Annotated in this window: 9 protein-coding genes; 5 read left to right on the forward strand and 4 right to left on the reverse strand. The window is 67.4% G+C overall.

The genetic code is table 11. The annotated features are described in order from the left end of the window. Positions 1 to 78: 78 nt before the first annotated feature. On the reverse strand, positions 79 to 1,299 hold the full coding sequence (locus tag NIBR502770_RS02825) for an aromatic acid/H+ symport family MFS transporter (protein WP_141180970.1): 1,221 nt from the start codon (positions 1,297 to 1,299) through the stop codon (positions 79 to 81). 244 nt (positions 1,300 to 1,543) lie between these two features. Between NIBR502770_RS02825 and NIBR502770_RS02830 the strand changes: the two genes are divergently transcribed. Continuing rightward, positions 1,544 to 2,548, forward strand: a complete 1,005-nt coding sequence (locus NIBR502770_RS02830; protein ID WP_141180971.1) for a hypothetical protein — start codon at positions 1,544 to 1,546, stop codon at positions 2,546 to 2,548. A gap of 92 nt (positions 2,549 to 2,640) precedes the next feature. Here the strand turns inward: NIBR502770_RS02830 and NIBR502770_RS02835 are convergent, their stop codons facing one another. Continuing rightward, entirely contained in the window at positions 2,641 to 4,230 is a 1,590-nt protein-coding gene (locus tag NIBR502770_RS02835) for an alkaline phosphatase (RefSeq protein ID WP_141180972.1), read from the reverse strand. 181 nt (positions 4,231 to 4,411) lie between these two features. Between NIBR502770_RS02835 and NIBR502770_RS02840 the strand changes: the two genes are divergently transcribed. Further along, complete coding sequence (locus NIBR502770_RS02840; RefSeq protein WP_141180973.1) at positions 4,412 to 5,194, forward strand: SDR family oxidoreductase; 783 nt, start codon at positions 4,412 to 4,414, stop codon at positions 5,192 to 5,194. Between the two features lie 16 nt (positions 5,195 to 5,210). On the opposite strand, the gene NIBR502770_RS02845 is transcribed toward NIBR502770_RS02840, so the two are convergent. Continuing rightward, positions 5,211 to 7,193, reverse strand: a complete 1,983-nt coding sequence (locus NIBR502770_RS02845; protein ID WP_141180974.1) for a S8 family serine peptidase — start codon at positions 7,191 to 7,193, stop codon at positions 5,211 to 5,213. Between the two features lie 293 nt (positions 7,194 to 7,486). Between NIBR502770_RS02845 and NIBR502770_RS21115 the strand changes: the two genes are divergently transcribed. The 3 genes from NIBR502770_RS21115 (at position 7,487) to NIBR502770_RS02860 (ending at position 12,801) form a co-directional block, all read left to right on the forward strand. After that, entirely contained in the window at positions 7,487 to 8,200 is a 714-nt protein-coding gene (locus tag NIBR502770_RS21115; RefSeq protein WP_168223109.1) for a hypothetical protein, read from the forward strand. A gap of 80 nt (positions 8,201 to 8,280) precedes the next feature. Next, positions 8,281 to 11,007, forward strand: coding sequence for a magnesium-translocating P-type ATPase (mgtA, locus tag NIBR502770_RS02855; RefSeq protein WP_141180975.1), 2,727 nt, complete (start codon positions 8,281 to 8,283; stop codon positions 11,005 to 11,007). 114 nt (positions 11,008 to 11,121) lie between these two features. Then, positions 11,122 to 12,801, forward strand: coding sequence for a GAF domain-containing sensor histidine kinase (locus NIBR502770_RS02860; RefSeq protein ID WP_141183292.1), 1,680 nt, complete (start codon positions 11,122 to 11,124; stop codon positions 12,799 to 12,801). Between the two features lie 13 nt (positions 12,802 to 12,814). Here the strand turns inward: NIBR502770_RS02860 and NIBR502770_RS02865 are convergent, their stop codons facing one another. Then, positions 12,815 to 13,501 (reverse strand): response regulator transcription factor, encoded by a 687-nt coding sequence (locus NIBR502770_RS02865; protein ID WP_141180976.1) that lies wholly within the window; start codon positions 13,499 to 13,501, stop codon positions 12,815 to 12,817. Positions 13,502 to 13,511: the final 10 nt, after the last annotated feature.

A 13,511-nucleotide genomic window follows, 5' to 3' on the forward strand; every position in this document is an offset into this window, starting at 1 on the left:
AGTACGACGACGGGTGGCCGGCTTCGAAAAGCCGGCCACCCGCCGTCGTTGGTGTCTGAAGCCCCGGGTTGCGTTTGCTTAGCCGGCGTGCTCCTGGACCGGGTTCCGCGCGGAAATGACCTGCGGTACCGTCACGAGCGCGACGACGGCCAGGGCGCCGGCGGCGGCGAACGCGTAGAAGCCCCACGGGTAGGCGATGCCGGCGGCAACCAGGCCGCCGGTCATGGCAGGTCCGGCGATGGCGCCCACGCGGCCCACGCCGGCGGCGAAGCCGAGGGCCGTGGCGCGCAGCCGCGCCGGGAAGAGCTGGCTGACCCAGGCGTACACGAGCACCTGGGAACTGAAGACGAACACCCCTGTGATGAAGACGAGCGCGTTCAGCAGGATGGCGTTGTCAACCTTGACGCTGAGGAGGGCAAGGCACACGGCCGACAGGCCAAACCAGAGCAGCACGATCCGCTTGGTTCCGTGCTTGTCCGCCAGGATACCGGCGATGATGAGGCCGGCAACGGCGCCGAGATTCAGGACCAGGAGCAGTGATATGCCGGCGCTGACGGGATAGCCCGCGGAAGCCATGAGCTGCGGGAGCCAGGTGTTCAGGCCGTAGACCAGCAGGAGCCCCATGAACGAGGCCGCAGCGATGGCCAGCGCCACCAGCGGGTACGGCTTCTTCGCCAGGTCCCGGACACTGCCCTGCTCCTGCCTCTTGGCGTCCCGTTCTGCCGGCAGGGTCTCGGGGAGTTTGAACCAGAGGAGCGGCACCAGCGCCAGGCCGGCAATGCCGCCCACCACGAACATGGTGCGCCAGTCCGGGATGACCATCAGTGCCAGGAAAGCCGTGGCCACAGCGCCTGCGTGGTAGCCGGTCATGGTCCGGGTGGTGGACTTGCCGGCGGAACCGGCAGGTGCGTAATCGTTCATGTAGGCCAGGGCGACCGGAAGGCAGGCGCCCAGCCCCAGGCCGGCCAGCAGCCGGAAAGTGCTGAACACTGCCACGTTGGGGGCCCAGATGACCGCGATGGTGAAGATGGAGAACCACAGGACACAGGCAACCAGCAGCTTGCGGTGCCCGAACCGGTCCGACAACGGGGCGATGAAGAGGGCGCCCAGACCCACGCCGACCAGGGAGATGGTGGCAGCCAAAGTGGCGCCGACCGCGTCGAAGCCAAGCTCGCCGGTCTTGATGAGCGTAGGGATGACGGTGCCAAGCACCACCAGGTCAAAGCCGTCCAAAACCATGGCCAGCCAGCAAAGCAAGACGGGCCACCGGGACGCGCGGGTGGAGGGGGAAGTGGTCATGAAATCCTCATTGATCAGGGAAGCCGGGATGCATGCGGGCTGAGAGCCCTGTCACCAGGGGGAGTGATCCACGGCATGCTTACTGATGGGAAGCTACCAAGAAGTTCATTAAACGTACAAATGTTCGATAAGCGAACATTTGGAGGGGAAGCGGTCAGATAGCCAAAGTTGCTTTCGGCAAGCCCTGTTCAGGTGTGGCCTGTGGGGCGGAAGATAAGCCAAGGAAGAGATGGGAGGTCAGGGGATGCAGCCAACGCTCCCTCGTTCCAAACGCTGGCTGCGCGCAGCGGCAACGGCCGCGGCCCTCCTGTCGCTCGCTGCCTCGGGGTGCACCGGCGGACCGAAACCTCCGGACCAGCCTTCACCCCTGCCTGACGTGCACATCGCCGCCGTCGGCGACATGAACCCCGAGGGGAATACCAACCCGGACAGCCCCTCCGGCCGCAACGGCGCGGCCATCGCCCGGCTTGCCGCGAACAACGAAATCGACGCGTTCCTGGGCCTGGGCGACTTCCAGTACAGCACCGCCCGCTGCGACGACTACGTGAACTACTGGAAGCCACTATGGGGCGGCACGCTGCCCAAGATGTACTGGGTGTCCGCCCCCAACCACGACTGGGAACCGGGCCGCAACGAAGACCTGGACAACTTCATGAACGGCCAGTGCCCGGGCTCCACGGACAAGGCCGCGATCAACCAGGAACGCGGGTTCATCCCGAACGGCCAGCCGTACTCGAAGGACTTTGGGCAGTGGCATTTCGCCTTCCTGTCCTCCGCGTTGTGGCGGTACGAAACCACAGAAGCCAAGGCCGCGACGGACTGGCTGGACAAGGATCTCTCGGCAGCCCAGGCAGCCGGCCAGCACCTGGCAGTGGTCTACCACGAGCCGTATTTCACATCGGACACCAGCGAACACGGCCGCACCGAAGACAACAAGCCGTGGATCGACGTGATGTGGAAGTACCGCGTCCGCCTGACCCTCTCCGCCTCGCAGCACAACTACGAGCGGTCCTGCCCGGTGAACAATGCCGACAAATGCGTCGACGACGGCATGACGGCCTTCCAGGTTTCCACCGGCGGCATCGATACCCGCCCCTTCATCGGCCGCCGCCCGTCCTACATCGCAAAACGGTTCAGCGACAGCCGGGGCTTCCTCCAGCTGACGCTGCACTCGGACGGATCCTTCGACTGGAACTTCACGGCGACCACCGGGTCCAGCACGGACTCGGGTAGCCGCGCGGCACCGTAATCGGCAGCACGGGAGCGCGGCTCATCAGCGTCCACGGGTGAACGCGGCCAACGCCGCGAAGTAGGCCTGGCCGCGTTCACCCCCGCCGAAGGTCAGGCCCGCGGCTGCAGGCCCGGGACGCCGTCGCGGATCTCGAAGGAGGCCTTGGTGGACGCCGGCGCACCAGGCGTCGTGACATGGTCCAGCACCCTGAAGTCCGCGGTCATGGCGTCCCTGGTGATGCGCGTGTTCACGTAACCGCGGTTGTCGTTGTAGAACTTCAGGTGCGGGTTCCAGGCCATGACGGGGTCGGCAGTGGAGCCGTTGCCGTCGCCGGTGGACGTGATGGAGGTGCACACCAGCTCCGACCCCACCACCGGGGAAGCCGGGTCCTTGTAGTCCACTTTGACGTCGTTGGCCCAGTTGCGGTGCACGTCGCCGGTGAGTACGACGGCGTTCCGGACGTTCGCGTCCACCCACCCCTGGGTGATGCGGCGGCGGGAAGAGACATACCCATCCCACCCGTCCATGGACACGTCGTCGATCTCCGGCGCCTTGTTCCGGTCGCGCTCGGCGAAGAAGACCTGCTGGCCCAGGATGTCCCAGCGCTGGGTGGAGTTCCTGAATCCATCCAGCAGCCACTTCTCCTGCTCGGCGCCGGTGATGGTACGGTCCTCCGCCAGCCGTTCGGCCACGTTCTTCTTCCAGCCGTCACCGGCCAGCTGATCGTCGCGGTACTGCCGCGTATCCATCATGTGGAAGTTGGCCAGCTGGCCCCACTGGATCCTGCGGTAGATCTTCATGTCCGGGCCTGCCGGCAGCGACGACGGACGCAGCGGCATGTTCTCGTAGTAGGCCTGGAACGCGGCGGCGCGGCGCTGGCGGAAATGCTCCACGCTGTCATTGAGCTGGCCGGCGTCACTGTTCTCCGGCACGTCGTCCGCCCAGTTGTTGTCCACCTCGTGGTCATCCCAGACCACTGCCCAGGGTGCGATGGCGTGCGCGGCCTGCAGGTCGGCGTCGGCCTTGTACTGGGCGTGCCGCTGCCGGTACGTCTCCAGTGTGACGGTCTCCGGGCCCTCGTGGTCGCGCGGGTTGCCGCCGCCAATCACGTAGCCGCCCTTCTTGTATTCGTAGAGGTAGTCGCCAAGATGCAGCACCAGGTCCGGGTGGTCCTCCGCGAGGCGGCGGTAGGCGGTGAAGTAGCCGTGCTCGTATTGGGCACAGCTGGCAAACGCCATGGCCAGCGCGGCGGGCGTCTCGTGCAGCGCCGGGCTGGTCAGGGTGCGTCCCACCTGGCTCAGGTGCCTGCCGGCGCGGAACCGGTAGAAGTACTCGCGGCCCGCTTTCAACCCGCGCAGCTCCACGTGCACCGAGTGCGCGGTTTCGATCCGGGCCTGCTCGACGCCGCGGGCCACCACGTTGCGCATGCCCTGGTCCTCGGCCACTTCCCACTGCACGGCGACCGGGCGGGACGGCATACCGCCCAGTCCGTCCTCCGCCACGGGGTTGAGCGCCAGGCGCGTCCAGAGCACGAAGCCGTCCGGCCACGGCTCGCCCGAGGCGATGCCGAGCATGAAGGGATCGGCGCGGAGGCCGGCGTCGTCCGCGGTGGAAACAGCGACGGCGGTACCAGGCAGGGCTGCGACCAACCCGGCCCCGAGGCCGGCGGAGATGAGGGTTCTGCGGGAGATGTTGTCCATGGTTCCCACGGTATTTCCAGCCGTTGTACAGGTTTTGAGGAGGATATGAATGAGCGGTTAACGGTGTGACAAGGGTTGTTAGTTTGCGGCTGGGTGCTCACGGGCCTTTGGACTCTTGTTCCAGAGGGGGCCGCCGGGCATCGTTGGCACCGACCCCGCCCAGCCAGCGAAAGAAGACACCATGCCCCGTACTTCCGTCATCACCGGTGCCGCCTCCGGGATCGGCAAGGCAACCAAGGAACTGCTCGAACAACGGGGCGAACGAGTGATCGGCGTGGATCTCCACGACGCCGAAGTAGTGGCCGACCTCTCCACCGCGGAGGGCCGCGGTGCCTTGGTGGACGCGGTGCGGGAGGTCAGCGGCGGCAGGATTGATGCCGTCTATGCAGTGGCCGGCCTCGCCATACCGGCCCCGGCCACGGTGGCCGTGAACTTTTTCGGTACCGTCGCCTCGATCGAAGGGCTCAGGCCGTTGCTGGCCGGCTCGGAGGCACCCCGCGCCGTTGTGGTGTCCTCCATGGCGGCCCTCATGGCCAGCGACGATGAGCTCGTAGCGCTGCTGACTGACGGGGACGAGCCGGCAGCCATGGACCGCGCCCAGGTTTTGGCCAAGGAACCGTCCACCACCGGGCAACTTATTTACGCGTCCACCAAGGTGGCGCTGTCCCGGTGGGTCCGCCGGAAGGCTGCCACTGCAGAGTGGGCCGGTGCCGGGATCCCGCTGAACGCCGTGGCACCCGGCGTTATCGCCACGCCCATGACCGCCGACCTGATCGACACTGAACAGGAGCGGGAGTCGCTGCTGAAAGTGGTCCCGATGCCGCTGAACGGCATCGCCGAACCCATCGTCGTCGCACGCCTGCTGGCGTGGCTCAACAGCGCCGAAAACACCCACCTGTGCGGGCAGATTGTCTACGTGGACGGCGGCAGCGACGCTGTCCTGCGCGGCGACTCCGTCTGGTGATGGATGGGACCGGCCCCTAGCTGACGGCGGTCATGACGTTCCAGCCCGGGCCCACGTTGATGCGCCAGCCGAAGAGGCCGTTGCCCTGGCCCGGGTAGGTCCAGAGGGTGCCGTTGGTGTCGCGGGCAATCAGGTCGGGTTTGCCGTCTCCGGTGAGGTCTCCGGCTGCGCTGATGGCGGTCATGACGTTCCAGCCGTCGCCGACCTTGATGCGCCAGCCGAAGAGGCCGTTGCCTTGGCCCGGGTAGGTCCAGAGGGTGCCGTTGGTGTCGCGGGCGACGAGGTCGGGTTTGCCGTCTCCGGTGAGGTCTCCTGCTGCGCTGATGGCGGTCATGACGTTCCAGCCGTCGCCGACCTTGATGCGCCAGCCGAAGAGGCCGTTGCCTTGGCCCGGGTAGGTCCAGAGGGTGCCGTTGGTGTCGCGGGCAATCAGGTCGGGTTTGCCGTCTCCGGTGAGGTCTCCTGCTGCGCTGATGGCGGTCATGACGTTCCAGCCGTCGCCGACCTTGATGCGCCAGCCGAAGAGGCCGTTGCCTTGGCCCGGGTAGGTCCAGAGGGTGCCGTTGGTGTCGCGGGCAATCAGGTCAGGCTGACCGTCTCCCGTGAGGTCTCCTGCTGTGCTGACCGCCGTCATGACGTTCCAGCCGTCGCCGACCTTGATGCGCCAGCCGAACAGGCCATTCCCCTGGCCCGGATAGGTCCATAGGCTCCCGTTGCCGTCCTGTGCCAGCAGGTCGGCCTTGCCGTCGCTGGTGAAGTCCCTCGCCGCCGGAGCCGCAGCCGGGCCGGTGAAGAGCAGGCGGTTGGGGGTTCCCGCTGACACGTTGGTGACAGTGCCCTGGGTGGCGGCGGACGTGAGCTCCGCTGCCACCGCAGCCGGCGTCTGCTGCGGGTTCCGCGACAAGGAAAGCGCCGCAGCACCGGCAACGTGGGGAGACGCCATGGACGTGCCGCTCAGCGTAGCGACCGAGGTGGTGGAGGTGTCCCAGTCGGACTGGATGCCCACCCCCGGGGCGTACAGGTCAACGCAGCTTCCGTAATTCGAGAACCCTGCCTGCCGGTCCGAGGAATCGGTGGCGGCCACGGTCAAGGCCTCGGGCACCCGCGCCGGGGAGGTGGTGCAGGCATCCACCGCGGCGTTGCCGGCTGCCACCACGGCTGTGACGCCGTCATTAATGATTCCCCTGAGTGCGTCATCCAGCGTGGTGCTGGTGGGGCCGCCAATGCTGAGGTTGGCCACCGCGGGGGTGCCGGCGGCATGCTGGGAGGCGATCCAGTCCAGACCGGCGATGACGTCCGAGTCATAGCCGGAACCGTCGCAGCCGAGCACCCGCACCGGAACCACGCTCGCTGATTTGGCCACCCCATAGGTTTTCCCGGCGATGATGCCGGCGACATGCGTTCCGTGGCCGTTGCAGTCGCTGCTGCCCTTGCCGTCGGCGATGGCGGTCCAGCCCGGGGCCACCCGGCCGCCAAAGTCGGTGTTTTCCGCCAGGACCCCGGTGTCGATGACGTAGGTGCTGACGCCGGCGCCGCTGGCCGTGGGCGTGAACGTGTCTGAGAGCGGGAGCGCGCGCTGGTCGATCCTGTCCAGGCCCCAGGGCGGTGACTGCTGGGTATCGGCAACTGTCACGGGCAGGTCCGGCTCAATCAGGGCGACACGGGGCGAACGGGCCAAGGCAGCCGCCTGTGCCTTGGTGGCGGTGATGGCCGCGCCCCGGACTGCTGCGGAGAAGGTCCTGCCAATGCGCACTCCCTGGACCTGCAGGGACTGGGCTTCCGTGGCCACGTCCGAGCCCTTGGTGAACCTGACCAGGTAGCGGCCCTCGTCGCTGGCCAGGGGATTGGCTGCCTGCGCGTTACCGCTGATCGCCGGCGAGGGCGGTGGAGCGACGGTCACCGCTGGGGTGAGCGCCGTGGCCGGCGGCGCCGCCAGCATCACGGCAGCAGCGGCCAGCACCGCACCGGCGGGCCGGCGGATTCGCTTGGAAAATGACATGCTTGTGCTCCCCAGCTTTCGGCGGAAACGGGGGAACCGTTCCCTGGTCCACAGCCCGTTCCTGCCCGGAGCCCCGGCTGAGCCCGGGGCCGGTTCTCCAGCGCAGGCATGGGGCCTGGGCAGAGGAAGCTGTTTCCCGACCCATGGTACAACTCCGGAATTCAAGAGGCGACGGTGAAAGTGCTGGTGCATCCTTCGACGGCGCGGACTTTAGTCCCTGTTCGGGCGTAACCCTCAGGCGTAGCTTGAATGTGGGTCCCACGGCCGCGGGACCCCCATCCAAGGGGGGCATCATGACCAAGCCCAGGCTTTCGGCATTCAGCGTTCTCGGGCTCACCGGCTTGCTGGTCCTCACCGGCTGCTTTGGCCCACCGGCGCCGGGGCCCGCCACCAGTTCCGCGGCCCCGGGCCCCACGGCCGGCAGCACCAGTCCGGGCACGACGGCGAGCCCCACCACTACGGCGGCCCCGACTTCGCCGGCCGCCACCTCAGCCGCGCCCACCGCCCCGGCTTCCGCGCCGCCGTCGTCCGCCCCGGCAAGCCCGCCGCCCACGCAGGAGCCAACGCAGGAACCTGCCCCCACCACCGGACTCCCCGAGCAAGTTGCCCCGCTGACCATCTACTACGTTGCGGTGGGCGACAACGGCGTCTCGGGGCCCAGGATCGGCTGCGGTGACAGCCTGGTGGCCACCACCACGGCACCCGTCCGCTTCACCGATCAGGTGGGCCCCAGCGTCGGGACCCTGCTGGCCAACAAGAGCCGGGACGTGGGCATGTCCGGGCTGGTCAATGTCCTGTACCAGTCGAACCTGTCCTATGTGGCCGGCGAGCTGGACGGCAGCACCATCACTATCTGGCTCACCGGGCAGTTCATGCTGGGCGGGGTCTGCGACGTTCCACGGGCAAAAGCGCAGCTTGAGTACACGGCCATGGCCGCCTCCGGGGCCACCAGCGCCCAGGTGTTCGTCAACGGCCGCCCCATCGACGAGGTGCTCAGCCTGAAGTAGCCGGAAAGGCGGACTGCCGCCGCCGTCGTACCCTTGCCTTAGGTTAAAGCCACGAAGCCCAAGCGTCCGAACGGATCGGCATGACAGACGTGAACGTCCGGGAGCGCAGCTCCCTCCAACTGGCCATCACTGATGCCGCAAGCCTGACGGCGGAGCAAACGCTGGAACGCCTTGGATCCGCGCCCGGCGGCCTCACCGGGGAAGAGGCGGCCGCCCGCCTGGAACAGCTTGGCCCCAACGCCGTCCGCACCCACCGCGCCAACGCCTGGGCAGTGCTGGGACGGCAGTTCGCCAGCCCCATCCTCATCCTCCTGATCGTGACCGCCGGCCTGTCCCTGTTCCTGGGCGACGCCACCAATTCCATCGTCATCGGTGTGATCCTGCTGGCCAGCGTCGGCCTCGGCTTCACCAACGAATACCGCGCGGAACGCGCCTCCGAAGCCCTGCACGACCGCGTCACCCACCGTGCCGTGGCGCTCCGCGGGGGAAGTACCAGGGAAGTGGACGTTACCGCCCTGGTACCAGGCGACGTCGTGCATCTCTCCCTGGGTGCCATCATCCCGGCGGACATCCGGCTTCTGACCACCAACAACCTTCTCTGTGACGAAAGCATCCTCACCGGGGAGTCCCAGCCTGCGGCCAAGGAAGCTGCTCCCGTCGCTGCCGGTTCAGCACTGGGAGACCTCACCTCCTGCGTGTTCATGGGCACGGTGGTCCAGTCCGGCGGCTGCACCGGGGTGGTGGTTGCCACCGGCGGCCGTGCCGAATTCGGGCGCATCGCACTGGGCCTTGGCGAGAGGCAGCCGCAGACCGAGTTCCAGCTGGGACTCAAACGGTTCTCCTTCCTGCTGCTGCAGGTAGCAATGGTGCTCACCTCGCTGATCTTCGTGGCCAACCTGCTGCTGCAACGTCCGCTCATCGAATCCCTGCTGTTCTCGCTGGCCATTGCGGTCGGTATCACCCCGCAGTTGCTCCCCGCCGTGGTCAGTACCTCCCTGGCCACCGGCACCCGGCAGCTGGCCAAGCGGAAGGTGCTGGTCAAACGCCTGGTGTGCATCGAGGACCTGGGGGACATGGACATCCTGGTCACCGACAAGACCGGCACCCTGACGGAGGGCAGGATCAGCTTCACCGGTGCGCTGCCGGCTTCCCCGGAGACGTCCGACGACGGGCTGCTCACCCTGGGCCTGCTGGCCACCGAGACCGACTACAGGGATGCCAAAAATTCCCCGGCCGGGCAGAACCCGCTGGACGCCGCCCTGTGGGGCAGCCCCGGGGCGTCCGGTTTCGACCCCGGACGCTTCGAGCGGGTGGACCTGATCGGCTTTGACCACCAACGCCGCCGCACCACAGTGCTGGTCCGGGAGAACGGCGGCCCCGCGCGGCTGGTCACCAAGGGTGCCCCGGAGGACATCCTGGCCCTCTGCGGACCCACCCCGCCTGCCGTGCAGGCACTGCTGGACGAACAGTTCGACGCCGGCTCCCGTGTGGTTGCCGTGGCCACCCGCCCGGCCCCGGGGCTGGACAGGCTGACGCCGGCGGACGAGCGCAACCTGGCCCTGGCCGGTTTCCTCGTCTTCCTTGACCGCCCCAAAGCCAATGCCCGGCAGTCCCTGGACCTCCTGGAGGCACTGGGCATCTCGGTGAAGATCGCCACCGGGGACAACGCCAAGGTGGCGGAGAAGGTCTGCGCCGACCTGGACGTGGTCTCCGGCGGCACGCTCACCGGGGCCCAGGTTGAAGCCATGTCCGACGCCGACCTCGCCGCCGCCGCCCGGACGGCAACGATCTTCGCGCGCGTGTCGCCCGAACAAAAAGCACGCATCATCACCCTGCTGCGCCTCAGCGGCGGATCCGTGGGCTTCATGGGTGACGGCGTCAACGACGCGCTGGCACTCCACAAGGCGGACATCGGCATCTCCGTCGATACCGCGACTGACGTTGCCAAGGACGCGGCCGACGTCGTCCTCCTGGACAAGGACCTGGGGGTCCTGGCGGAGGGCGTGATGGAGGGCCGGCGGATCTTCGCCAACACCATCAAATATGTACTGATGGGCACCTCCAGCAACTTCGGCAATATGTTCAGCGCGGCCGTGGCCTCGGTGGTGCTGAGTTTCCTGCCCATGCTGCCGGGCCAGATCCTGCTGAACAACCTGCTCTACGACTCCGGGCAGCTGGCCATTCCGGGGGACCGGGTGGACAAGGAGCAGTTGCGGGCGCCATCTCACTGGGACATTGCCTTCATCCGGCGGTTCATGCTGCTCTTTGGGCCGATCAGTTCCCTTTTCGACTTCGCTACGTTCGCGCTGATGCTGTTCGTGTTCACCGCCGCGCCGGGGGAGTTCCGCGCCGGCTGGTTCATTGAATCCATCGCCACCCAGACGCTGATCATCTTCGCCATCCGGACCCGGCGGGTCCCCTTCCTGCGGAGCCGGCCCTCAGCAGGCCTGATCGCCGCCTCGCTGGGAGTGGTGGCCGTGGGCATCTTCCTGCCGCTGTCACCGGTGGCCGCAGTGCTGGGCTTCGACCCCTTGCCGGTGCCGTTCTTCCTGGCCCTGCTGGGCATGGTGGTGGTGTACCTGGTGCTGGTCGAGGTGGCCAAGCAATGGTTCTTCGCACGTGACGCCCAGCAGCTGGCCGCCCCGCCGCCGCCCGTCCGGCGCCGCAAGGATACGCACCACATTGCCCGGCGGGCCTTCCGGTTCAGCATCCCCGTCAAGGTATCCCCGCTTTCGGTCCCTGCATCCCGGAAGAACCTGCTGGGGGGCAGAAGGGCACGGCGGGCGGGCCCCGTCCGTAACCTTTAGCGCGTGCAGTGCCGGGCGTTGTTAGCATGGGAAAGGAGACGCTGGGGGCTTTCAAATATCGGATCCGGGGTGATGCAGCCCGCCGTGGATGCGACCGATTTCGGAGCGTTTTTCATGTGGCGTGAACCTATAAGGCGACGAACCCGGGAACTCCTGCGGGAGTTCGTAGAGCGGGCTGATGATCTTGTCCGGGCACAGGAACACGTCGAGGGGCTGCTCGGCGCAGTTGTCTCCATGACGGAGGACCTGAGCCTGGAGGCAGTCCTGGACCGCTTGGTGCAGTCTGCCTGCGAACTGGTGGGGGCGCGGTACGGGGCCCTGGGCGTCATCGGCGACGACCAGCAGCTGAGCCACTTCATCACCGTGGGCATCGATGACGAAGGTGCCCGCGTGATCGGCGACCTGCCCACCGGGCATGGCGTGTTGGGCCAGCTGATCCGCGAACCCAAGCCGTTGCGGCTCCATGACCTGGGCGAGCACCCCATGGCGGTGGGCTTTCCTCCCAACCACCCGCCCATGGGCACCTTCCTGGGCGTCCCGGTCCGGGTCCGGAACGAGGTCTTCGGGAACCTTTACTTGACCGAAAAAATCGGTGGGCAGGATTTCACGGGGGAGGACGAGGACCTGGCGGTTGCCCTGGCGGCCGCCGCCGGTGTGGCCATCCAGAACGCAAAGCTGTTTGATGACAGCAGGCGCCGGCAGCGCTGGCTGGAAGCGGGCATGGAAGTCAGCGACCGCCTGAAGGACCAGCCGCGCTCGGACACCGAGAACCTGGACATGATCGCCGAACGCGCCCTCAACGCCTCTTCCTCGGTCCTGTCCCTGATCGCATCGGTGGGGCCCGACGGAACCATAAGGTGCCGGACCTCCGTGGGTGCCCAGTCGATGCCCGGCGGCCAGGAACTGCCCGCCGCCGCCATCCTGTCCGAAGTGCTGGAGACGGGGGAGTCCAAGGTCCTGACGGACCCGCTCCTGGTGTTCGATCCGACGTCGGCCGAGAAGCTGGGCCCGGTCCTGGTGGCCGCGCTGGGCAGCAACAGTGACGGCCACCGCGACAGCGTCCTGGTCCTGGCCCGGGGCGTTGGGGGCGTCCGGTATACGGACGTCGATGCTGAGCAAAGCGCAGTGTTTGCCTCCCGGATCGGGCTGACGCTGGACCTGCTCAAGGCGAACCAGTTGCGCGAAGAGCACGCCCTGTTCATCGACCGGGAACGGATCGCAGCGGACCTTCACGACCTGGTGATCCAGCGGCTCTTCGCTGCCGGGCTGAGCATCCAGGGACTGCGCCGCTATACCGCGGACCCGCCTGCCCATGAACGGCGCATCGCCGGGATCACCGCAGAACTGGATGACTGCATCCACCAGCTCCGGGACACCATCTACTCCCTGCAGGCCCGTGAACCCGACAAGGAACTCCTGAGCGGGCGCGTGCTGCGCGCCGTCCAGGAAGCAGCCAACGCTTCCGGTTTCCTCCCCAGGATCCAGTTCTCCGGGCCGGTGGACGACGCCGTTGGCGACGAGGTCGCCGCACAGTTGCTCCCGGTACTCCACGAAAGCGTCAGCAATGCGGTCAGGCATTCGGGATCAGAGGACATCGCCATCCTGCTCGCCGTCCAGGACAACGACGTGGTCCTCACGGTCCGCGATACCGGGCGCGGGTTCAAGGATCCGCAGCGGGTCAGCGGCCTGACCAACATGAGGAACCGGGCCACCCGCCTGGGGGGTGAGTGCATCATCGACAGCGTCCCCGGCAAAGGCACCAGTGTGACGTGGAGAGCGCCCGCTGCCGGCTGACCGCCGTAGTTGGTCAGTGCAGCAGTTCCCACGCCCGGGGGATGGGCGCGGGTATCAGGTGGACCCGCCGCCGGAAGCCGAGCTTCTGGAGCACGGCGGAAACGCTGGCGCCGACGACGGCCTCGGTCATGACCAGCTCCTGCCCGATCTGGTGGTTGGTCAGCCCGCGTGCCATGAGGGCGAGCACGCTCCGCTCCGTCCGTGTCATGGCTGTGAGCCACGGCGCGGAAGCGGTGGCGTAGAGGCTTTCGGCCACCCGCTCCCTGACCCCAGGACCCATGGGCGGTATGCCGGCGGCGGTGACGCGGAGGCAGTTGATCAAAGCGTCATGGTCTCCGATCCGCTTGAGCACATACCCTGACGCGCCCGCCAGGACCGCTGCGCGCACCGCATGCTGTTCGTCCCAGCCGGTAAGGATCAGGCACTTCACGTCCGGGTCGGTGGAGCGCAAATTCCGGCACACCTCGATGCCCGTGCCGTCCGGCAGCCTGTCGTCGAGCACCACGATGTCAGGCTGCAGGATGTGGATCAAGCGGCCCGCCTCCGCAGCCGATCCGCTTTCGCCAACAACATCGAATCCGGCGTGCTCGAGCAGGTCCGCCAGGCCACGGCGGACCATCTCGTGGTCATTGAGGACGAACACCCGGACGGGCAGGGCCGGGAACGCGGCCCCTCCAGTGGGGTCTGCAGGTGTGTTCATTAAGACGCTC

This window comes from Pseudarthrobacter sp. NIBRBAC000502770 (assembly GCF_006517815.1).
GTDB lineage: Bacteria > Actinomycetota > Actinomycetes > Actinomycetales > Micrococcaceae > Arthrobacter > Arthrobacter niigatensis.